20 protein-coding genes and 1 pseudogene are annotated in these 19698 nt (G+C 40.7%); 20 read left to right on the top strand and 1 reads right to left on the bottom strand.

What is annotated here, in order from left to right; genetic code table 11:
* Positions 1–571, bottom strand: a pseudogene (locus tag AAEZ18_RS16670) (transposase); the annotation flags it as partial.
* Between the two features lie 51 nt (positions 572–622).
* Here AAEZ18_RS16670 and AAEZ18_RS16665 point away from each other — a divergent pair.
* The 20 genes from AAEZ18_RS16665 (at position 623) to AAEZ18_RS16570 (ending at position 19669) form a co-directional block, all read left to right on the top strand.
* The gene (locus AAEZ18_RS16665; RefSeq protein ID WP_350595286.1) at positions 623–1147 is read left to right on the top strand and encodes a copper-binding protein; all 525 of its coding nucleotides are present in this window, start codon (positions 623–625) and stop codon (positions 1145–1147) included.
* Between the two features lie 14 nt (positions 1148–1161).
* Positions 1162–4326, top strand: coding sequence for an efflux RND transporter permease subunit (locus AAEZ18_RS16660; protein ID WP_016899201.1), 3165 nt, complete (start codon positions 1162–1164; stop codon positions 4324–4326).
* Positions 4327–4379: 53 nt separating this feature from the next.
* Positions 4380–4727 (top strand): copper resistance CopC family protein, encoded by a 348-nt coding sequence (locus tag AAEZ18_RS16655; RefSeq protein ID WP_008132134.1) that lies wholly within the window; start codon positions 4380–4382, stop codon positions 4725–4727.
* Positions 4728–4746: 19 nt separating this feature from the next.
* Positions 4747–5634 carry a CopD family protein gene (locus AAEZ18_RS16650; protein ID WP_089367988.1) on the top strand — a complete coding sequence of 296 codons (888 nt, stop codon included), beginning with the start codon at positions 4747–4749 and terminating at the stop codon, positions 5632–5634.
* Positions 5635–5649: 15 nt separating this feature from the next.
* A complete protein-coding gene (locus tag AAEZ18_RS16645; protein ID WP_021032425.1) occupies positions 5650–6120 on the top strand; it encodes a YybH family protein in 471 nt (156 codons plus the stop codon).
* A gap of 27 nt (positions 6121–6147) precedes the next feature.
* Positions 6148–7986: a copper resistance system multicopper oxidase gene (locus AAEZ18_RS16640; protein WP_089367989.1), complete on the top strand. Its 1839-nt coding sequence runs from the start codon at positions 6148–6150 to the stop codon at positions 7984–7986.
* A complete protein-coding gene (locus AAEZ18_RS16635; protein WP_008128029.1) occupies positions 7983–8858 on the top strand; it encodes a copper resistance protein B in 876 nt (291 codons plus the stop codon). Before AAEZ18_RS16640 ends, AAEZ18_RS16635 begins: the two co-directional genes overlap by 4 nt.
* A complete protein-coding gene (locus AAEZ18_RS16630) occupies positions 8849–9082 on the top strand; it encodes a heparan-alpha-glucosaminide N-acetyltransferase domain-containing protein (protein WP_024605464.1) in 234 nt (77 codons plus the stop codon). The genes AAEZ18_RS16635 and AAEZ18_RS16630 overlap by 10 nt, the downstream gene beginning before the upstream one ends.
* 398 nt (positions 9083–9480) lie before the next feature.
* Positions 9481–9903, top strand: a complete 423-nt coding sequence (locus AAEZ18_RS16625; RefSeq protein ID WP_024605466.1) for a hypothetical protein — start codon at positions 9481–9483, stop codon at positions 9901–9903.
* A gap of 306 nt (positions 9904–10209) precedes the next feature.
* The gene (locus AAEZ18_RS16620) at positions 10210–10623 is read left to right on the top strand and encodes a MerR family transcriptional regulator (RefSeq protein ID WP_004589265.1); all 414 of its coding nucleotides are present in this window, start codon (positions 10210–10212) and stop codon (positions 10621–10623) included.
* A gap of 101 nt (positions 10624–10724) precedes the next feature.
* Entirely contained in the window at positions 10725–12968 is a 2244-nt protein-coding gene (locus tag AAEZ18_RS16615) for a heavy metal translocating P-type ATPase (protein ID WP_004589266.1), read from the top strand.
* Positions 12969–12979: 11 nt separating this feature from the next.
* Positions 12980–13333 carry a cupredoxin domain-containing protein gene (locus AAEZ18_RS16610; RefSeq protein ID WP_004589267.1) on the top strand — a complete coding sequence of 118 codons (354 nt, stop codon included), beginning with the start codon at positions 12980–12982 and terminating at the stop codon, positions 13331–13333.
* A gap of 9 nt (positions 13334–13342) precedes the next feature.
* Positions 13343–13579: a DUF2933 domain-containing protein gene (locus AAEZ18_RS16605; protein ID WP_089367991.1), complete on the top strand. Its 237-nt coding sequence runs from the start codon at positions 13343–13345 to the stop codon at positions 13577–13579.
* A 91-nt stretch (positions 13580–13670) separates the two neighbouring features.
* Positions 13671–14336 (top strand): methyltransferase family protein, encoded by a 666-nt coding sequence (locus tag AAEZ18_RS16600; RefSeq protein ID WP_004589269.1) that lies wholly within the window; start codon positions 13671–13673, stop codon positions 14334–14336.
* On the top strand, positions 14320–14742 hold the full coding sequence (locus AAEZ18_RS16595; protein ID WP_004589270.1) for a hypothetical protein: 423 nt from the start codon (positions 14320–14322) through the stop codon (positions 14740–14742). Before AAEZ18_RS16600 ends, AAEZ18_RS16595 begins: the two co-directional genes overlap by 17 nt.
* A 10-nt stretch (positions 14743–14752) precedes the next feature.
* Complete coding sequence (locus AAEZ18_RS16590; protein WP_028834964.1) at positions 14753–15124, top strand: heavy-metal-associated domain-containing protein; 372 nt, start codon at positions 14753–14755, stop codon at positions 15122–15124.
* Positions 15125–15174: 50 nt separating this feature from the next.
* Positions 15175–15525 carry a hypothetical protein gene (locus AAEZ18_RS16585; protein WP_004589646.1) on the top strand — a complete coding sequence of 117 codons (351 nt, stop codon included), beginning with the start codon at positions 15175–15177 and terminating at the stop codon, positions 15523–15525.
* A gap of 273 nt (positions 15526–15798) precedes the next feature.
* Complete coding sequence (locus tag AAEZ18_RS16580; RefSeq protein ID WP_350595279.1) at positions 15799–16806, top strand: IS630 family transposase; 1008 nt, start codon at positions 15799–15801, stop codon at positions 16804–16806.
* Between the two features lie 487 nt (positions 16807–17293).
* Positions 17294–19024 (top strand): LA2681 family HEPN domain-containing protein, encoded by a 1731-nt coding sequence (locus tag AAEZ18_RS16575; RefSeq protein WP_089367992.1) that lies wholly within the window; start codon positions 17294–17296, stop codon positions 19022–19024.
* A gap of 180 nt (positions 19025–19204) precedes the next feature.
* A complete protein-coding gene (locus AAEZ18_RS16570; RefSeq protein WP_024601093.1) occupies positions 19205–19669 on the top strand; it encodes a tyrosine-type recombinase/integrase in 465 nt (154 codons plus the stop codon).
* Positions 19670–19698: the final 29 nt, after the last annotated feature.

The raw sequence follows: 19698 nt of genomic DNA, 5'->3' as shown, positions 1-19698 counted from the left end.
TTTAGTTTAACCATCAGCTTAGCGGCACGATAACGGCTTAATTCAAAATCGTTATTTGTTGCTATTGCTGCTATTGTTCGCGCCCCTGCTGAACCACCGCTCATCGTATGTATTGCTTTAACTTCAGCTTCTAACCTTACTTGCTCAGGTGTTGGCGTTGTATCCCGTATAGCCCAATATCTATAGCTGCTACGATGCACATTGAATACGCTACACAGCAGACTAATTGGATAACGCTCTCGTTGATTTAACTTCTCGATTAACGAGAATTGTTCAGGGAGTCGGACATCAAGAGAGCGGTAGCCTTTTTTAATATATCCTTTTCTAATTCAATGCTTTGTATTTGCTTTTTAAGTTCACGGATTTCAATTTGTTCGGGCGTCATTGGTGAAGCAGCTGGTGACTGACCATTACGTTCTTGTTTTAATTGAGTAACCCAGTTACTTACGGTTGATTTACCAACCCCCATAGCTTTGGCTGCTTCTTCTTGTGTATAGCCTTGGTCAACTACAAGCTGAGCTGTTTCTAATTTGATTGCCGCAGAATATGTTGCACGTTTTAATTTCGTCATTTTTTCACCCAAATTTGTATGCTTATTAGCATAACACTTCTTTCTTAATGGGTGGCCAAAATCACTGTACCACTACAAGGGGATGTTAATAGTGTTATGGCAGGGCACCGCATGGTTAATATTTCACATGGCCCTACTGAAGCTTGGGATTGGCCTGAAATGGTTATGGATTTTACTGTGGCTGAAAAAGTCGATATTGACTCATTAAAGTCAGGTCAATCTTTGCACTTTGAAGTGAGCAAAACCGAAGACGGTGGATATGAAATTACTGGAATTCATATCATGAGTGAGCCTGAAGTATCATCAGCAACAGTATCTGGTTTGATCAATGCGATTGATATTGATACACGGATTCTAAATATTAGCAGAGGCCCAATAGAGAAATGGGATAGACCTGCTGCGACGATGGATTTTATCGTCGCGGACAATATAGAAATGGTTGATTTCAATGTCGGTGATAATGTCACTTTCACTTTTGAGGTTAGAGATGACTTAGTTATCACTGACATTTCTCTTGAATCAGATGAACAACACGGCAAGGAAAATAAAGCTGCTGTTGATCATTCTAATCATTAAGTGGGAGAAAAATAATGATTGAATCAATTATTAGATGGTCTATCGGCAATCGTTTCTTTGTTTTGTTGATTACCTTAATTATCGCGTTTGGTGGTTTGTATTCATTACAAAAAACACCAGTAGATGCACTCCCCGATCTTTCTGATGTGCAGGTGATAATTAAGACGAGCTATCCGGGACAGGCACCACAAGTAGTGCAAGATCAAGTGACGTTTCCCCTTACTACAGCCATGTTGTCAGTACCGGGAGCGCAAACTGTTCGTGGTTACTCATTTTTTGGTGATTCCTACGTCTATATCATTTTTGATGATGATACTGATTTGTATTGGGCTAGAAGCAGAGTACTTGAATACTTAAGCCAAGTAGCATCAAGCCTGCCTGATTCGGCAAAACCACAATTAGGACCTGATGCGACAGGAGTGGGTTGGGTATACATCTACGCTTTAACAGATAAGTCAGGAAACCATGATCTAAGCCAATTAAGAAGTATTCAAGACTGGTTTTTAAAGTATGAACTACAAACTGTTCCGGGCGTGTCTGAGGTTTCCGCCGTTGGCGGTATGGTTAAGCAATATCAGGTGCAAGTAGATCCTGACAAATTGAGAGCTTACGATATTCCTCTAAGTTTAATACAAATAGCCTTACAAAAAGGGAACAAAGAAACTGGCGCATCCGTTGTGGAAATGGCTGAAGCTGAATATATGGTTACCGCAACGGGGTATATTCAATCAGTTAGTGATATAGAGAAAATTCCACTTGGTATTAACGAACAAGGCACGCCGTTGCGTATTGGAGATGTTGCCAACGTTAACCTTGGTCCTCAAATGCGCCGTGGTATCGCAGAACTTAATGGCGAAGGCGAAGTTGTTGGTGGTGTTGTCGTTATGCGCTTTGGTGAAAATGCTCAACAAACCATAAATGGGGTAAAAGAAAAGCTTGAGTCGCTCAAATCTTCTTTACCAGAGGGGGTGGAGGTTGTCCCTGTCTATGACAGATCGAAGTTAATAGATCGTGCTGTTGATAACCTTTGGAGCAAGTTGCTAGAGGAGCTTGCAGTCGTGGCTATTGTCTGTGTGGCTTTCCTATTTCATCTTCGCTCATCTATTGTGGCAGTTATTACTCTGCCATTAGGTATCTTGGTGTCGTTCATTATCATGTATATGCAAGGCATCAATGCCAACATTATGTCTTTAGGCGGTATCGCTATTGCGATTGGTGCGATGACTGATGGTGCAATAGTGATGATTGAAAATATGCACAAGCATATGGAGAAAACACCACTAACAGATGAAAATCGCTGGCAAATTGTTGCTAAGGCTGCGAGTGAAGTAGGCCCTGCACTATTTTTTAGCTTACTGATCATTACAGTCTCATTCTTACCTGTATTTATCTTGGAAGCGCAAGAAGGAAGAATGTTCTCTCCGCTCGCCTATACAAAAACCTATGCAATGGCGGCATCAGCAGGTTTGGCGATCACATTGGTGCCTGTTTTGATGGGCTACTTTATTCGAGGCAAAGTTGTTTCTGAAAAGAAAAACCCGTTAAACCGATTATTGATTGCTATCTACATGCCTGTTTTAAAGCAAGTCATGAAGTTTCCAAAATCGACAATAGTAGCAGCAATATTAGTGACTATCGTTGGCTTTTGGCCTGTCGATAAAATTGGTAGTGAATTCATTCCGCCATTGGATGAAGGCGATCTCATGTATATGCCTACTACCTATCCCGGTATTTCAATTGGTAAAGCAAGGGAGTTATTGCAGCAAACAGACAAGCTTATTCGCACTGTGCCAGAAGTTGAAACTGTATTTGGTAAAGTAGGAAGAGCTGAAACTGCAACCGATCCTGCACCTTTAACCATGATTGAAACCTTTATTCAATTGAAGCCACAAGAGCAGTGGCGAGAGGGTGTGACTACTGAATCGTTAAAAGCTGAGTTTGATAAATTGGTTAAGTTTCCGGGCTTAACGAATGCTTGGGTTATGCCAATCAAGACCCGAATCGACATGTTAGCAACAGGCATAAAAACGCCTGTGGGTATTAAAGTCGCCGGACCAGAGCTTGATGTGATTCAGGAAATCGGCCAACAAATAGAGCAAATTTTACCCGAAGTTACAGGCACAGCATCAGTTTACTCAGAGCGAGTTGCAGGTGGACGATATATCAAGGTTGATATTTCACGCGATAAGGCAAGTCGCTTTGGGTTAAACATCGAAGATGTTCAACAAGTGGTTTCTACAGCTATTGGTGGTATGAACGTTACCCAAACGGTAGAAGGTCAAGAGCGTTACCCTGTTAACTTACGCTATCCGCAAGACTATCGAGACTCTCCTGAGCAGCTATCACGATTACCTGTTGTAACACCAAGTGGTCAACGCATTGCACTAGGTGATGTCGCAGATATTCGAGTTGAGAACGGTCCGCCGGGGATTAAGAGTGAAAATGCTCGTTTAAATGGCTGGACGTTTATCGATATAGACGGTGTTGACGTAGGTACTTATGTTGAAAGTGCAAAAATACACTTGGCTAATAATCTAAAACTACCAGCAGGTTATTCAATTACTTGGGCTGGGCAATACGAATATATGGAAAGAGCGAAAGAAAAGCTCACCTATGTATTGCCTTTAACACTCGCCATTATTGTTATTCTACTTTACTTAAACTTCAGAGCGTTTAGTGAGGTGGCTATCATTATCGTTACCTTGCCGATGGCGATGATTGGTGGCTTATGGTTGATGTATCTGGAAGGGTTTAACTTCTCTGTGGCTGTTGGCGTGGGCTTTATTGCTCTAGCTGGGGTAGCGGTTGAGATTGGTGTGATAATGTTGGTCTATCTCAATCAGGCACTTGCTGAGCTTAAGGAAAAAGCTGAAGAGCGAGCTGAACCTATCTCTGATGATGCATATCAAGATGCATTATTGCACGGTGCAGGCTTACGAGTTCGTCCAGTAATGATGACAGTTGCAACAATCATTATCGGCTTGATGCCCATTTTATATGGTACAGGAACAGGTTCGGAGATTATGAGTCGTATTGCTGCACCTATGGTAGGCGGAATGACAAGTGCTGTGCTACTCACTCTTATTGTGCTCCCAGTAATTTACTCAATCGTTAAAAAGCCAGAATTAAACGCCTTTAACAAGGAGCTTTCTAAGGCGGAGCTAAAAAGTAATGCTTAGCGAAGTTAAGAAACCATAAATAGCAATTTCAATAAACTAAAATAGAGGTAAATATGAAAAAACTAATTAAATTTTTAACCGTAATCAGTGTCGTTTTTAGTAGTGCGGTATTTGCGCATGTGCATCTTGAAAAAAGTGTGCCTGCTGATAATGCAATGCTAATGAATCCTCCAGAAGAGTTAACTTTGGTGTTCACCAAAGAGGTACGTGTTGTAAAAGTTTCATTGGCCAATAAACAAGGCGAAGAATTTAAATTTGGATTCGAGCCTTCTAAAGTCGCTACTAGCAAATTTACATGGAAACTACCTAAATTAGCTCCTGCAAACTATACTGTGGATGTAACCTTCTTAGGTAACGATGGTCATAAAATGAAACATAGCTTCGGCTTTATGGTTCACTAAAATAGGCGGTGTGATTGATATGGAAATGTATATCTGGAATACAGTCATTGTACTGTCAAAAATTGTATTTTACGTCGGCTTTGCCTGTATTGCTGGTTATACATTTTTCAGGCAAATATTTGAGAATAATGAATCTCATACTAATATTGTAATAGCGAATTTAACGTGGACAAGAACTTATATAGTTATGGCTTTGATCGCTAATATTACTTGGTTCTTTGCCAGTACTGGTGCAATGGCAGAAGAGGGAATTCAGGGGGTGATAGACGCTGATATATTGGCTATTATGTGGGACTCCTCTGTCGGCACTGGAGCTTTGCTTCGAGCGCTTGGGCTAGTTACCGCAATAATCGCTTTAGCTTTAAGGTTCAAACTCGCTGTGAACTCGTACTTAAAACAAAGCGCTTTAATGTTGAGTTTATTAATCCTTGCATACTCATTCACGTTACTGGGTCATATTTCTGAGTTAGGCACAATTGAAAAAGGCTTGCTTATTTTGCATGTGCTCGTTATGGCATGGTGGTTTGGGGCGTTATTGCCACTAAAACAGGCTTGCCATCAGCTAAGTTATGCAGAACTTCATTTGCTGATGGAAAGCTTTGGCAAACAAGCAAGTTTTACAGTGAGCCTATTGTTGGTAGCAGGCCTCTGGCTCGTGATTCAATTGGTCGGAAGTCTTGATGCACTAATAAGCTCAAGTTACGGACAAACACTGTTGTTTAAATTGGCCCTTGTAGTGTCTATTTTGGCACTTGCTGCTAAACATAAACTAATACTCGTTCCACAACTTAAAAATAGTCAAGGCAGAGAGGCTTTATCTAAATCTATCTCGATAGAAATGCTAGTAGCTTTTGCCATTTTATCTGTAACGGCTGGGCTTACTAGTGTTGTTGGCCCTGCAAATTAAAACCTAAAAGAGAGAATGAAAATGAAAACAATAAATATATTACTCGTTTTATTAATGACGTTTAGTTTCGCAGCAAACGCTCATGGTGATAAGAACAAAGACAAAGGTTTGTTTAAAGGTATAGATACCCCTGCCGCAAAAGTTGTTTTGGCATTTCATCAAGCACTTGAAACTGGCAATCAAAAACAGGCTAGAGCGCAGTTAGCGGATGATGTCACCATTTTCGAGGGAGGCCGCGTTGAAAGGAGCGCTGATGAATATGCTCATCATCATATGTTGTCGGATATGAAGTATTTAGCAGCGATGAAGAGCGACACACTTGAACATCAAGTGACGATACTTGGAAATACCGCTATCTCTGCGTCGCGTAGTCAAACTACAGGTACTCATAAAGGTGTTGAACGCGATTATCAAGGCATGGAAACGATAGTGCTGGAAAAACAAAATGGTGAATGGAAGATTAAGCACATTCATTGGTCACATTAATTTATTGGTTAAATAACGGAGTACAAAATGAGAATTAAAAGTCCATTACATCAAGTTTCTACGCCACGTAGACGCTTTGTACAAGGTGTAATTGCTGGCGGTGTATTAGCTGCTTTTCCAAGTGTTCTTCATGCAGCTTCATCTTTGATTGCTGGAACTTCAACAGGTACTGCGCCCGAACTAAGTGGAGAAGTAATAGATTTAGTGATAGATGAGTCACCCGTAAACTTCACAGGTGTTGTAAGAATGGCTACAACAATCAATGGCTCAATACCAGCTCCTACCTTGCGCCTCAGAGAAGGTGATGACGTTACTATCAGGGTAACTAATAAATTATCAGTGCCGAGTTCAATTCATTGGCATGGGATCATTCTTCCGTATCAAATGGATGGTGTACCGGGCATTAGCTTTAAAGGCATTATGCCTGGCGAAACGTTTGTTTATAAATTTAAGTTACAACAAAGCGGTACTTATTGGTATCACTCACACAGTGGCTTTCAAGAAATGACCGGTATGTATGGGGCGTTAATTATTGAGCCTCGTGAGCAAGATGTTATCAGCGCAGATAATGAACATATTATTCAACTCTCTGATTGGACTGATGATGATCCTATGGAGTTATTCCGTAAATTAAAAATTCAGGGGGATGTGTTTAACTTTAATCAGCCCACTGTACCTGAGTTTTTTGATGACATAGCAACAAGCGGCGTTGCTAATGCACTTCAACGACGTGAAATGTGGAACCAGATGCGAATGAGTCCAACCGATTTAGCTGATTTATCGGCTTCGGCAATGACCTATTTAATGAATGGTACTGCGCCAATGGCTAATTGGCGTGGGCTGTTTAAAGCGGGTGAAAAAGTACGTTTAAGATTTATTAATGGCTCAAGTAACACCTTTTTTGATGTACGTATCCCAGAGTTAAAATTAACTGTGGTACAAGCAGATGGACAAAATGTTGAACCCGTTACCGTAGATGAGTTTCGCTTTGGTCCAGGTGAAACCTACGATGTGGTTGTTGAGCCTAAAAATGACGCATACACAATTTTTGCACAAAGCATGGACCGCTCAGGTTATGCCAAAGGGACTTTGTCTGTCGCTGCTAATATTGATGCGCCAGTGCCTGCACTTGACCCAGTTGAGTGGTTAGCAATGCGGGATATGATGGGCAATATGGATCACTCTGCTATGCCTGGAATGGATCACAGCGCTATGGGCCACGCTAGCATGGACAAAACCAGTATGGATCAGGGGGCAATGGATCATAGCACAATGGACCACGGTGCAATGGCAATGGACCATAGTAAGCATAATATGGGTAAAAACCCACTGGCTGTTCCAAGTCAGAAAGTTCGCCACGCTAAAACAGAATATGGCGCCTCAATTGATATGCGCGTTGATACGCCACGCACAAACTTAGACGATCCTGGTATTGGGCTGCGCAATAACGGCCGTCGAGTTTTAACACTTGCAGATTTACGCTCTCTTGATGGCATAGTTGACCACCAAGCACCCGAAGCCGAAATTGAGCTGCATTTAACCGGCAACATGGAACGCTACAGCTGGTCTTTTGATGGCTTAGAGTTTGGTAAAAGTACCCCTGTGCATATGAAGCATAATCAGCGGGTACGAGTTATTTTACAAAACGATACCATGATGACACACCCTATGCATTTACATGGTATGTGGAGCGACTTGGAGAACGATCAAGGCGATGTGTTAGTTCGCCGCCATACCATAATGGTACAGCCCGCCCAAAGAATTAGCTTTTTAACTACGCCACATGATGTTGGTCGTTGGGCTTGGCATTGTCATTTACTGTTTCATATGGATGCAGGTATGTTTAGAGAGGTGGTTGTATCATGAGAAATTTAACCTTATCAACAGTACTTACTAGTGCACTATTAATTAGCGCACCGTTATTGAGCCTGAATGTGTTTGCTCAAACTGAAATGGGCGACATGTCTGGCGATATGGCGGGCGATAAAATGCAGCCGCAAGGCGGCGATGCCCCTAAAAATGCTCGCGATCCACACGCTTATGCTAATGGCACAACCTTAACGCAAGGGCCATATGCTTTAGCAGATGGCGAGCGCTTAACCCTTGCAGATGAGTATAAGTTTTACGCTATTTTAGGTGATCGCCTTGAGTATAACGAACAAGCCGATGCTGCTGTTTTCGATTTACAAGCTTGGTACGGCACCACCTTTAATCGATTAGTGATAAAAACCGAGGGCGATGTTAGTTATGGCAAGCTTGAAGAAAATCAAACTGATATTTTATGGGGTCATGCAATTTCGGCTTATTGGGATACGCAAGTCGGTATTCGCTACGATTATTATAAAGAAGGCAAAAACCGTCAATGGTTAGCGTTTGGTATTCAAGGCTTAGCACCTTATTGGTTTGAGCTTGATATGACAGCGTATGTAGGTGAGAGCGGCAATACAGCATTTACAGCAGAAGCTGAATATGAGCTGCTTTTAACACAAAGGCTCATTATACAGCCTCGTGCTGAAATAACATTTTATGGTAAAGACGATGAACAAAATGAGCTAGGCAGTGGGCTATCTAGTACTGCTATTGGCGTTAGGGTTCGTTATGAATTTACTCGCCAATTTGCACCTTATGTAGGTGTAGAGTGGACTAATAAATTTGGTAGCACAGCAGATTACGCCAAGCTAAACGAGCAGAGCAGCAACGATACTGAGTTTGTTGCCGGTTTAAGATTTTGGTTTTAATACGAAGAAATAACTACATTGATTTAATGAGAGCTACCGCAATTATATTGATGGTAGCTTTTCATTTTGTCTGGGATTTAAACTATTTTGGTTATATTAGAACAGACATACCTAACGGCTTTTTCTGGAAAGAGCTAAGAGCAGTAATAGTAAGCTACTTCTTGTTTTCAGTCGGTGCCAGTCTGGTGTATACCTATCAAGGTGGAATATCAGCTAAGAAGTAAAGTTGGCGAATGGTTAAGGTTAAAGAGTAAAGGCAAAAAACATCGCCATTGAAAGACGTACAATAGGCCATTTTATCACTTTTGATGAACGGGAATTGGATGTGCCCGGGATAGAACCGATTGTTGCAAAGTACTGCGCTTAAAGCTGAACAATTGGAAAAATGACCCATTACTCAATACCTAGTTATGAGCGTAGGGTTTTTATTTCTTTTAATGGTGCTCATGCTTGGCTTCAATCTCATGAGTATAAATTAGACACCCCTTTTATACTTGTGAAGTTTAAGCTGTTTAAAAAAGTAAAAAGTAAAAAGTTTAGGTTTTAGTTCAAAGGTTGATCAAGATCATAAAATTATTTTTATAAAGTGGCTAATATTGTAGGTGCTAAAGAAGGAATGATAATGTTTGGACTTTTCAGGTGGTTTAAAATAGTAATAATAACTGTGTTGCTTACGCAGCATGGCTTTGCTATTGCTAAACCAATGAATTGTGAAGAGCATCATAATGGCTCATCCGACACGCATATTATACAACCAAGCAAAAATATGCATCATCAATCAATGATTGACAATAGTCACTATCACACTGAAAATTCGCAAGATTCTAAAAACCGTCATGGTGATGAAGACTGTGAAAAATGTAAAGCTGGTGATTGTGTTTGTTGTGAAGGCGGTTTTTGTACAAGCTTTCATTTAAATGCCTATCTTGTGCAAGCGCAAGAGGAAGGTATTTGCAATATTTACTCTGAGCTACTTCTACAGCGTACACCTCTACCAAAACCTGGTATCCATCTCTTACTTTATCGTCCACCAATTATTGGCTAATCACAGGATCAGTGCGTCTTTTTTTCGCCACTCCCATCAAAAATAGAATGACTTATTCATTGATTTAAATAATCAATTGTTTTGAACGATTAGTACGATATTTGGAAAGGCATTATGAAAATGCTCAAGTTATTGCCATTTACAGTAATTAATACTGTCGATTTTGGCCGAGATTCCTCTTTTTACCAAAAATTAGTTTTTAGCTTTTGCATTATTAATCACGAATAATCACTTGACCTGTGTCTTAGACACAGGCCTAAGCTGTAGGTGAGATTACAAACTTAGGTTAAGAACTAAGGAGTGAACATGAAAGTTGCAGAGCTGGCAAAAAGCCTTGGAACGACTGCTGATACGGTGCGCTATTACTCGCGATTGGGATTGTTAAAACCTGCTAAGTCAGTGAACGGCTACAAGTCATACTCGAATAAAGAAGTATCGAGACTTAAATTCATTTTAAGTGCCAGAAACCTTGGTTTTTCTGTTGCAGATATCAAGGAAATTATTAATGAATCTGAAGATGGTAAAAGTGCGTGCCCATTAGTCAGAAGCCTGATCAAAGAGCGGCTTGAAGAAACAGAAAAGCAGTTTCAAGCAATGTTGGCACTTCGAGGAAAAATGTCTTCTGCGCTTTCTCGATGGGAAGAAATGGAAGACAAAGCACCGACTGCAAACATGGTTTGTCATCTCATCGAAAACTTTGAGCAAATTAAAAAAGCATAGGAGGAAAAAGGGTGGCTACTAACACAAATATAAAAACTGAATCAGGCTGTTGCTGTCAGGCAAAAGCTCAATCCTCTTCGTGTAAAAGTAAGGAGAATACGTTGGAGAAAGTATCACATAACCAACAGCTTATCATTGAAGGTGCTGGGTGTGCTAGCTGTGTAGGCAAAATTGAAGGGGCGTTGAAGGCAACTCTTGGAGTCGTCAGTGCGGAAATGAATTTTGCTGATAGGACAGTAACAGTTTATGGGACAGCTAAAACAAAAGAATTGATCAAAGCTGTTGAGTCAGTGGGGTATAACGCGAAGCCAATTGATGATAGCTCAGCAACAGATGCGCTTGATGAGAAAGAGGCGGCTGATTGGGCATATTATAAGAAGCTAATGCGCGATACGTTTATTGCCCTTTCACTCGGCGTTCCTTTGATGATCTACAGCATTGTAGTTGGAGAAATGACGGTTGAAACAAACCTTGAACGAATTTCTTGGTTGGTTGTAGGCATTTTAACTTTTGGTGTTATGTATTTTTCAGGCAAGCATTTCTATGTAGGAGCATGGAAGAGCTTCAAAAATCATTCAGCCAATATGGACACCCTAATTGCTTTAGGAACAGGCACGGCTTGGTTGTATTCGATGGTTGTCGTGTTTGCACCTGACGCTGTTCCATTGATGGCACGGCATGTTTATTTTGAAGCTACCGCCATGATCATTGGCTTAATTGATTTAGGTTTAGCATTAGAAATCAAAGCCAGAGGTAAAACCTCTGAGGCCATTAAACGTCTTATCGGCTTGCAAGCCAAAACAGCAACCGTGGTTCGTGACAACAAAGAAGTTCAGATAGGTATTGAGCAGGTTTTATTTAACGATATTGTGAAGGTAAAACCGGGTGAAAAAATTCCCGTCGATGGCGTGGTATTGGAAGGACACACCTCTATTGATGAGTCCATGCTGACAGGCGAACCTATGCCTGCTGAAAAAGCTGAAGAAGATGAGGTTGTCGCAGGTACTTTGAACAAATCAGGCATGATTTTATTTAGAGCCACACGCGTTGGTAAAGACACGGCGCTTGCACAGATCATCAATATGGTGAAACGAGCACAAAATTCGAAACCGCCGATTGGCCGTTTGGCCGATGTTATTTCAGCTTTTTTCGTACCTGTCGTGATGATCACCTCTGTTTTAAGTGCGCTAGCATGGCTTAACTTTGGACCTGAGCCAGCCATTGCTTTTGCCATCGTTTCAGCAACTACTGTGCTTATTATTGCCTGCCCGTGTGCTTTAGGCTTGGCAACACCCATGTCTGTCATGGTGGGAGTAGGAAAAGCAGCAGAAGCCGGAGTGCTTATTCGCAACGGTGAGGCACTGCAAACCGCCTCTAAAATCACTGCCATGATTTTAGATAAAACGGGCACTATTACTGAAGGGGCACCTAAGGTAACCGATATTATTTTAGCAAAAGCTACTGACGAAAAAGACGTACTACAGCTTGCAGCAAGTTTAGAAAGCGGCTCAGAGCATCCTTTAGCGCAAGCGATTGTTGAAAGTGCGTTAGATCAGGATATTGAGTTACTAAAAATTGAAGCCTTTAACGCCATTACGGGTTTTGGTGTAGAAGCAAGCTGCAACAACAAAGCCCTGCTTTTCGGAAACGATAAACTAATGAAGTTAAAAGGCATAGACCTCACAGGCTTTGTTGAACAAGCACAGTCTTTAGCCAAAGAAGCCAAAACACCTATGTACTTTGCTGTAGATGGTGAACTTGCAGCAATCATTGCTGTTGCAGATCCTATCAAGTCAGACTCAATCTCTGCTATCAAACGGCTTCAGGCTAATGGTATACGCGTCATCATGTTAACGGGTGATAACAAGGAAACCGCTGCCGCCGTAGCTAAAAAAGTGGGTATTAGTGAGTTTCTTGCTGAAGTGCTGCCAGAAGATAAAGCCAACAAGGTGAAAGAGCTACAAGAAGGCGGCGAAATTGTTGGTATGACAGGAGATGGCATCAACGATGCTCCTGCGCTAGCGTTAGCCGATGTTGGCTTCGCCATAGGCACAGGGACTGATGTAGCTATCGAAAGTGCTGACATTACCCTAATGCGTGGTTCACTTCATGGCCTTGCTGATGCCATAGCGGTAAGCAAAGCTACTTTACGAAATATCAAACAAAACTTGTTTGGCGCGTTTGTCTATAACGTAGCCGGGATTCCTTTTGCTGCGGGGGTTCTATATCCCTTCTTTGGCATTCTGCTTAGCCCTGTAATTGCAGGTGCTGCAATGGCGTTTTCGTCATTGACTGTAGTGTCAAATGCAAATCGACTTCGCTTTTTTAAAGCAAAAGAGCATTAAGGAGAATCACAATGATGGTTATTAACTTATTAGGCTTAATGTTAATCGCGCTGATTGTTTGGTGGTTTTGGCTATATAAACCCAATAAAACAATCGTTCAAGGTAATGAAGTACTCATTGAAGTGAGGGATGGTGTGTATTCCCCATCCTCAATTCAGGTGTCTGCTAGCCAACCTGTCACTCTGAAGTTTATGCGCAAAGATCAATCCCCCTGCGCTGAAACAATGCTTATTCCTTCATTGGATATAAGCGAACAGCTTAAATTAAATGAAATTACTCAAATTACCCTATTGAACTTATCACCGGGAGAGCATGAGTTTCACTGTCAGATGCAAATGTATCGCGGTGTCTTAAAAGTCGTTTAGGAGGGCAATATGAAAAATCAACACCCTAATTTTTGGTCAACACCTACAGGCTGGGCTGCACTGGCACTTATTGCCGCAGTGACCTACTTCTTAGTGCTTGAGCATGGTCAACATATGCTGCAATTTCTTCCCTACTTGATTTTATTGCTATGCCCCTTGATGCACGTATTTATGCATGGCAGTCATGGTAAACATGGTCACGATCATTCACATGCGCCTGATAAAAAAAAGGAAGAGAGCTCTTAAGAACTCACGGATAAAAATGCAGCCTATCACGATGGCTACATACAAGGGTTAGAAAAGGCACGTAAGGAATCACATAAAAAGGAGAGCAGTGATGAATGAAACATATGATTATGGCTTATGGTCAATGGTGATACTGAACTCAGCAATTTTTATCTTTTTTGCCTTTAGTTTTGTCAAACCAAAAACATCAACTGATTGGAGAAGTCTAAGCGCGTTCTCTGCCTTTATTGTTGCCCTATTTACTGAAATGTATGGCTTTCCTTTAACTATCTATTTTCTGTCGGGGTGGCTGACGGAGACCTATCCAGAAGTAAATTTCTTTGCGCATGAAAATGGGCATTTATTACATACTTTCTTTGGATTTCAAGGTGATGCCCATTGGGACCCATTTCATATAGTGAGTATGGTGTTTATTGTTGCAGGTTTCTTTATGTTGTCTTCAGCATGGAATGTATTGCATCACGCGCAAAAACATCATCAATTGGCTACAACTGGATGGTATGCAAGGTGTCGCCACCCACAGTATGTAGCTTTCATTCTAATCATGTTCGGCTTTTTATTGCAGTGGCCGACAATCCCAACACTTGCGATGTTTCCGATCTTAGTCGTTGTTTACGTCGAGCTAGCGAAACGCGAAGAAGCACAAGCGATTGCTGAGTTTGGTTCGGAGTACCACAGGTATATGGAATCGACACCGAGTTGGATCCCAAATTTTAATAAAAGTGTAGAAGGTAAAAATCATGAAAACGTTAACTAAATCAATTTTATTTATTAGTTCACTACTGATAACCACTAGCTCATTTGCCCAAAACAATGAGCATAAACATGAAGGTGCGAACAAAGCTGATATGCATCAAGGCATGGCAATACCACATGAGAACATGGGAGAAATGCACAAAAAGATGATGGAAATGAAAAAGGAAGTCCATGTCATTAAAACTGAAAAAGATCCTGAAAAGCAACAGCAGATGATGGTTGAACATCACCGTTCAATGATGAAGATGATGCAATCCATGCATAAAAACATGGAAGAAATGCCAATGCATCAACAAATCAAGATGGCTGAACATCATTTAGAAATGATGGGGAACATGATGCCGCAGATGAACCGCAAAATGGAAGAAATGAAAGATAGCAATCAACAGCATTCACACAAACATTAGGAGAAAAATTATGAGCGATTTAAATCATAGAGTTGGCGTTAGAGAGCAAAATTTAGTTGTTCGAAATCTAAAGCTTAGCAATGTCACAGAAGAAAGCTGTGACGAGTTAGTAAAAGAAATAGATCAGCTTTTTGGTATAGATGAAGTTAGTTACAACATCAAAGAAGGTGAAATACACCTTGCCTATGATGCCGCAAACGTAAGCCTTGATGGGATTGAGGAGGTAATCCGTAAGTATGGCGCAGATGTTCATGATGATTGGTGGACACATACTAAAGAAAGTTACTATAAATTTGTTGATCGGAACATCAAAGATAACTCTGTTCATAAGCCTTGGAGTTGTCATCAAGCACCTTCGGGGGCTGGCCGGAAAAACAAATGAATTCATAAAAAAGTGTATAGATAATTAGTTAGTCAAATGAGGTAACAGTGATGAAAACACCCTATATAAAAGCTCTTTTATTGCTTACATTCGGTTTATATTTAGTGGGTTGTTCCAATACCACTTTTTATCATAAATACATGATGAGAGGTCAGGTAGTAGAAAGTTCTGATAATCGAACTCTAATCTGTATTGGTGCTAAGCATGGCGCAGAGGTTGGGCAAAAATACAGTGTTATTAGATTCCATGAAAGAATAGTATTGAGTGAAGGTGAAGATCCCTACACTATCGAAAAGGTAGGAACGGTACAAATTACTAAAATTGTGAATGATCATTTCGCAACTGTAAAGCTAGTGTCTGGTGACATTGCAGCGAAAGATATGGTGGAACTTGAAAACTAATAAAGTGGTGGCGAAAGCCACCACAAGAGCATAACAATAAAACTTAATGAAAAAACTTTAGTGTTATTTTGTACAACCTTTGAGATTGTTTGCTCAGTTCTGGTTATCTTGATGCCAGTACGACAGAAAAAATGTTACATATGAATTAGAAAGGTATGGGCTGGCATCCTAAATAGCTGTTCCAAATAGTAGATCACCCGAGGAAGGGAACTCAATGCGGTTTGCGCGATCAGATCAGTCGCCAAACATAACCAATCAACAACCGCATTGAGTATGAACAAAATAGCATTTTTATACGGCGCAGAAACCCGCCGCTTGAAGAAAATTGTACATAAAACCCGAGATAAAGACCTGTGCCGCCGGGCAAATGCGGTGTTATTGGTGCTAAAAGGTGAAACCAAGTCGCAAGTAGCCCGTGTTTTGCAAGCAGGCCGTTCATCAGTAAACCGGTGGGTAACCTGGTATGAAGCAGCAGGTATAGATGGCCTTAAAACCAAGGGTGCTGGGCGACCACCAAGTCAGCCCAAAGGCTTTATCTGCGGTGTTTTAAAACTGTTGGTGAGGACACTGGGTTATCAGCGGTCGCGTTGGAGTAGTGAATTATTCGCACTGCTACTGCATAAGCTTTACCGTATCGTTATTCATAGCTCAACTCTCAGGCGGTGGTTGCCACAAGTCGGCATCGTCTGGCGTCGTGCGGCACCGACGCTGTATATCCAAGACCCAGATAAAGAAGCTAAGTTAGCAGCCATGCGGGAGGCACTTGAAAATTGCAGCGTGGACCATCCGGTGTTTTATCAGGATGAGGTGGATATCCACCTGAATCCGAAGATTGGTGCCGACTGGGGCTTTAAAGGTAAACAGCGTAAGGTAGCTACACCCGGCCAGAATAAGAAACACTATCTGGCGGGGGCACTGCACAGCCAGACAGGACAAATCAGTTATGTTGGTGGTGAGCGCAAGACCAGTGATTTGTTTATTGCGCTGTTGGAGCAACTGAAAGGGCAATACCGGCGAGCGAAAAGTATCACGCTAATTGTGGATAATTACATCATCCATAAGAGCAAAAAAACGCAGAAATGGCTGAATGAGAACCCAAAGTTCAAGCTCTTGTTTTTACCGGTATACAGCCCGTGGCACAACAAAATTGAAAAGCTATGGCATGCGTTGCATGAAACGATAACCCGTAACCATCAGTGTAAGAACATGGATGACTTACTGGAGCAGGTATACCACTTTATGGACACAGCGGCTCCGTTCCCAGGTGGCAAGCATGGCTAGAAGCAGGTGTATCACAATTAGGATCAGTTATTTAGTCAGCAGTAAATCCCTAGCATGGACTTGCATCTGGCACCAAACTCTACGCAGTTCTTTTCCATGTGCCGCGCAAAAACTTTAGCTCAAAACCGTTCAGTATTCGGTAATGCTGAAGTGAACGTTGATGTCCGCTATTCGCTCTTTGCCGAAGTTTGGCTAAGTGCCATGAGCAGTCATTCATGATTAACTCGTTTCTGCCCCAAAGTGAGTTGCGAGCGATTGAGAACTAGCTTAGCCAAATCGTCACTTGACTTACTTTTCGTAATGTCAGTAAGGATTGAACAGGGTTGGAATAGCATAATATTGCGCAACCCCCAAGCTACTGACATAGTGAGCATCACAGTTTGAGTTAGTTAAGACCATTAGCATATTTGACTTATGGTTATAAAATGAATATAAATTCTCAATGCGTTACTATGATGTGAAATTAATTTAACGGCGCGCTATATGTATGTCAGAAAATGTCTTGAATTCAACTGCTCTTGAAGTGCTGTCAATGAAGGCTGATGAGTTTTTGATAGGTAATGATCATGAAAAGATTAAAACGTTCTTAGAACCGTTGTTAGGCGTTGATTATAAGTTTGAAAATCTCGTTGATGAAGCTCGTTTTTACTATATATTGGGTAATTGTTCAGCAGCGATTTTTAGTTACCATAAACTAGATTGGTTTTCTGATGAACTAAGTAAATCCGTTATATTTTTCAGAAAAGCTCTATACGTCATACGACAAATCAACTTTCCAACTGATGAAGAACTTTTTCTGCAAAGCTGCATTGAAACCAATTTAGGCAATAATCTAAGTTCTCAAGGTCGTGCTTTCTGCTGTATTCCATTATGGGATAATGCCTTTAATTGCATACAAAATCCTGTCTCTATAATATCTAAAGCAAACAACGAGCTTTTTCTTGCGAGTAATGTTTACGATCCTAGTCATAAGCACTACCACTACTTTACTGCATACCTACTCATAAATTTAGGTCTTGAAAGCCTTGAGCAGCTCCATCCTGAGCAAATAATTGCTTATTCAGAAAACAGCAATTTTATGAATTTTAAAGCATGGTTTGAAGATACTTTTAAACCAGAAGATTTTGACTATTTTGAGTCATTTGAAGAGGAAGTTGAGACAAGAAAGCAGGGGGAATATTTAAAGTGGTGTGGAGATAACAGGCTTTTTATAAATGATTTAAATGACGTTTGCGTATCTGAAATTGTCTATCAAGACATTATGACTCTCCCCTCTTTTTCTCAACAAATAAACTTCGTTTTATCGATGCATGAAGAGCTTATGTATCATGGAAACTTCGATGAATTAAAGAACGATTTTTGCTATGCGCGTTATCTAATTTTTTCGGCTAGAAACATACCTAGTGACCATACACATTTCTTCAACAAAACATATCCTCACGTTGATGATATGTCACACTCCATTACCAACCTAAAAGCTAGTCATTATAAAAGCGCGTTCAGAACGCTTTACTCGCTATTTGATAAAATTGCTTACTTTATCAATCGCTTTTTTGATCTGAATGATATCAAGTATGATCATAAAATCAGCTTTGACAGTATTTTTAGTGAGCTGAAAGGAAGTAAGAGCTGGAAACCACACAGTAAGCTTAAAGACAGTCAGAATTGCTTTATCCATGCCTTATTCTACATCCTGAAAGACATTCGAGATGTGAAAGATTCGACTTCTGTCAGTCGGTGGCTTGATCCTGATGCAAAGGCGTTTTCTGAAATTAGAAATGCTATAGAGCATCGTTCTTTAAAGATTGTTGATGATTTTGGTTATACCCTAACTCAATCAGGTAAAGCTTTTAAGCAATCACAGCTTGAAAAGCTTAATGGTGATATAGGTGACTTTGAAGAACAACTTCAAGAGCTGTATGGTGAAATTGCTTCGGCGAAAAAGGCTCATAATATAACTCTTAAAGCCGAACTAGAGACCAAAAAAAAATTACTTGATGAAGGTTTGCGTCAAGCACAGTCAAAAATTTATGAGCACCAAAAGCTTTCAAGTCATTCTGTGCTGATAAAAGAGAGCGAATTTGAATCAAGGCTCATGACGCTGATAAAGCTCGCTCGAAATTCGATTATGTACCTTTCACTAGCAATTCATGTAGAAGAGAAAAATAAGCCAGATAATGGTGCAGTGATGATGCCTATCGAAGTACCTTTGAAGTAGAGCATTGTATCCTATAAATATTTTTTTAGGAAAGTATGGCTGAATCATTTCTTGAATCGCCATCGACTCAGTAGACACATGTGAGCTTTTTTTCACAACTTATCCTAAGCCACTTTTGCCCAAATCCTAATCAGTAATACATCCACTATCCTCATAGTGACTTTTAAATAGGAGGTCACTATGAAACCAGAACTAAATCACAATGCTACTAGTGTGAAACGTCCTTTCAAGCTTGAAGAGATTTGGCGTATTCGCACTCGAATTGAAATTCAAAATAACTTGATGCAATTAGCTTTACTTAATTTGGCTATAGATAGCAAGCTAAGATCATGTGACTTACTCTCTTTAAAAGTTCGAGACGTCACTACTCTCGATCAAGTATTTGAAAGGGTTCAATTAACGCAGAAGAAAACTGGGATCGAAGTTCAATTTGAGATAACTCCGAGAACACAACAAAGTATTATCCATTGGATTCAAGAAGTTAAATTGCAACCCAGTGATTATTTGTTTCGGAGTATACGCCGCTCCAATCAACCAATAAGCTATTCATATTACAGGTCTATCATCAGGAGCTGGGCTGAGCAATTAGGACTTGATTGCAAATTTGGACAGCATGATGTGCATGAACATCATTATCAGGACTGATTCCGATGTAAATCGCTTTGTAGGGCCAC

Origin of the sequence: Pseudoalteromonas sp. 19-MNA-CIBAN-0066 (assembly GCF_040308705.1) — a bacterium.
Lineage (GTDB): Bacteria > Pseudomonadota > Gammaproteobacteria > Enterobacterales > Alteromonadaceae > Pseudoalteromonas > Pseudoalteromonas nigrifaciens.
This window is presented reverse-complemented; position numbering and strand designations above follow the sequence as displayed.

What these genes read in the sequence shown, in the direction of transcription:
- AAEZ18_RS16640 (WP_089367989.1), top strand. Translation starts at nt 6,148, where the DNA reads ATGAGAATTAAAAGTCCATTACATCAAGTTTCTACGCCACGTAGACGC.
- AAEZ18_RS16660 (WP_016899201.1), top strand. Translation starts at nt 1,162, where the DNA reads ATGATTGAATCAATTATTAGATGGTCTATCGGCAATCGTTTCTTTGTT.
- AAEZ18_RS16590 (WP_028834964.1), top strand. Translation starts at nt 14,753, where the DNA reads ATGAGCGATTTAAATCATAGAGTTGGCGTTAGAGAGCAAAATTTAGTT.
- AAEZ18_RS16570 (WP_024601093.1), top strand. Translation starts at nt 19,205, where the DNA reads ATGAAACCAGAACTAAATCACAATGCTACTAGTGTGAAACGTCCTTTC.
- AAEZ18_RS16610 (WP_004589267.1), top strand. Translation starts at nt 12,980, where the DNA reads ATGATGGTTATTAACTTATTAGGCTTAATGTTAATCGCGCTGATTGTT.
- AAEZ18_RS16585 (WP_004589646.1), top strand. Translation starts at nt 15,175, where the DNA reads ATGAAAACACCCTATATAAAAGCTCTTTTATTGCTTACATTCGGTTTA.
- AAEZ18_RS16645 (WP_021032425.1), top strand. Translation starts at nt 5,650, where the DNA reads ATGAAAATGAAAACAATAAATATATTACTCGTTTTATTAATGACGTTT.
- AAEZ18_RS16605 (WP_089367991.1), top strand. Translation starts at nt 13,343, where the DNA reads ATGAAAAATCAACACCCTAATTTTTGGTCAACACCTACAGGCTGGGCT.
- AAEZ18_RS16620 (WP_004589265.1), top strand. Translation starts at nt 10,210, where the DNA reads ATGAAAGTTGCAGAGCTGGCAAAAAGCCTTGGAACGACTGCTGATACG.
- AAEZ18_RS16625 (WP_024605466.1), top strand. Translation starts at nt 9,481, where the DNA reads ATGTTTGGACTTTTCAGGTGGTTTAAAATAGTAATAATAACTGTGTTG.
- AAEZ18_RS16635 (WP_008128029.1), top strand. Translation starts at nt 7,983, where the DNA reads ATGAGAAATTTAACCTTATCAACAGTACTTACTAGTGCACTATTAATT.
- AAEZ18_RS16600 (WP_004589269.1), top strand. Translation starts at nt 13,671, where the DNA reads ATGAATGAAACATATGATTATGGCTTATGGTCAATGGTGATACTGAAC.
- AAEZ18_RS16655 (WP_008132134.1), top strand. Translation starts at nt 4,380, where the DNA reads ATGAAAAAACTAATTAAATTTTTAACCGTAATCAGTGTCGTTTTTAGT.
- AAEZ18_RS16595 (WP_004589270.1), top strand. Translation starts at nt 14,320, where the DNA reads ATGAAAACGTTAACTAAATCAATTTTATTTATTAGTTCACTACTGATA.
- AAEZ18_RS16650 (WP_089367988.1), top strand. Translation starts at nt 4,747, where the DNA reads ATGGAAATGTATATCTGGAATACAGTCATTGTACTGTCAAAAATTGTA.
- AAEZ18_RS16575 (WP_089367992.1), top strand. Translation starts at nt 17,294, where the DNA reads ATGTCAGAAAATGTCTTGAATTCAACTGCTCTTGAAGTGCTGTCAATG.
- AAEZ18_RS16580 (WP_350595279.1), top strand. Translation starts at nt 15,799, where the DNA reads ATGAACAAAATAGCATTTTTATACGGCGCAGAAACCCGCCGCTTGAAG.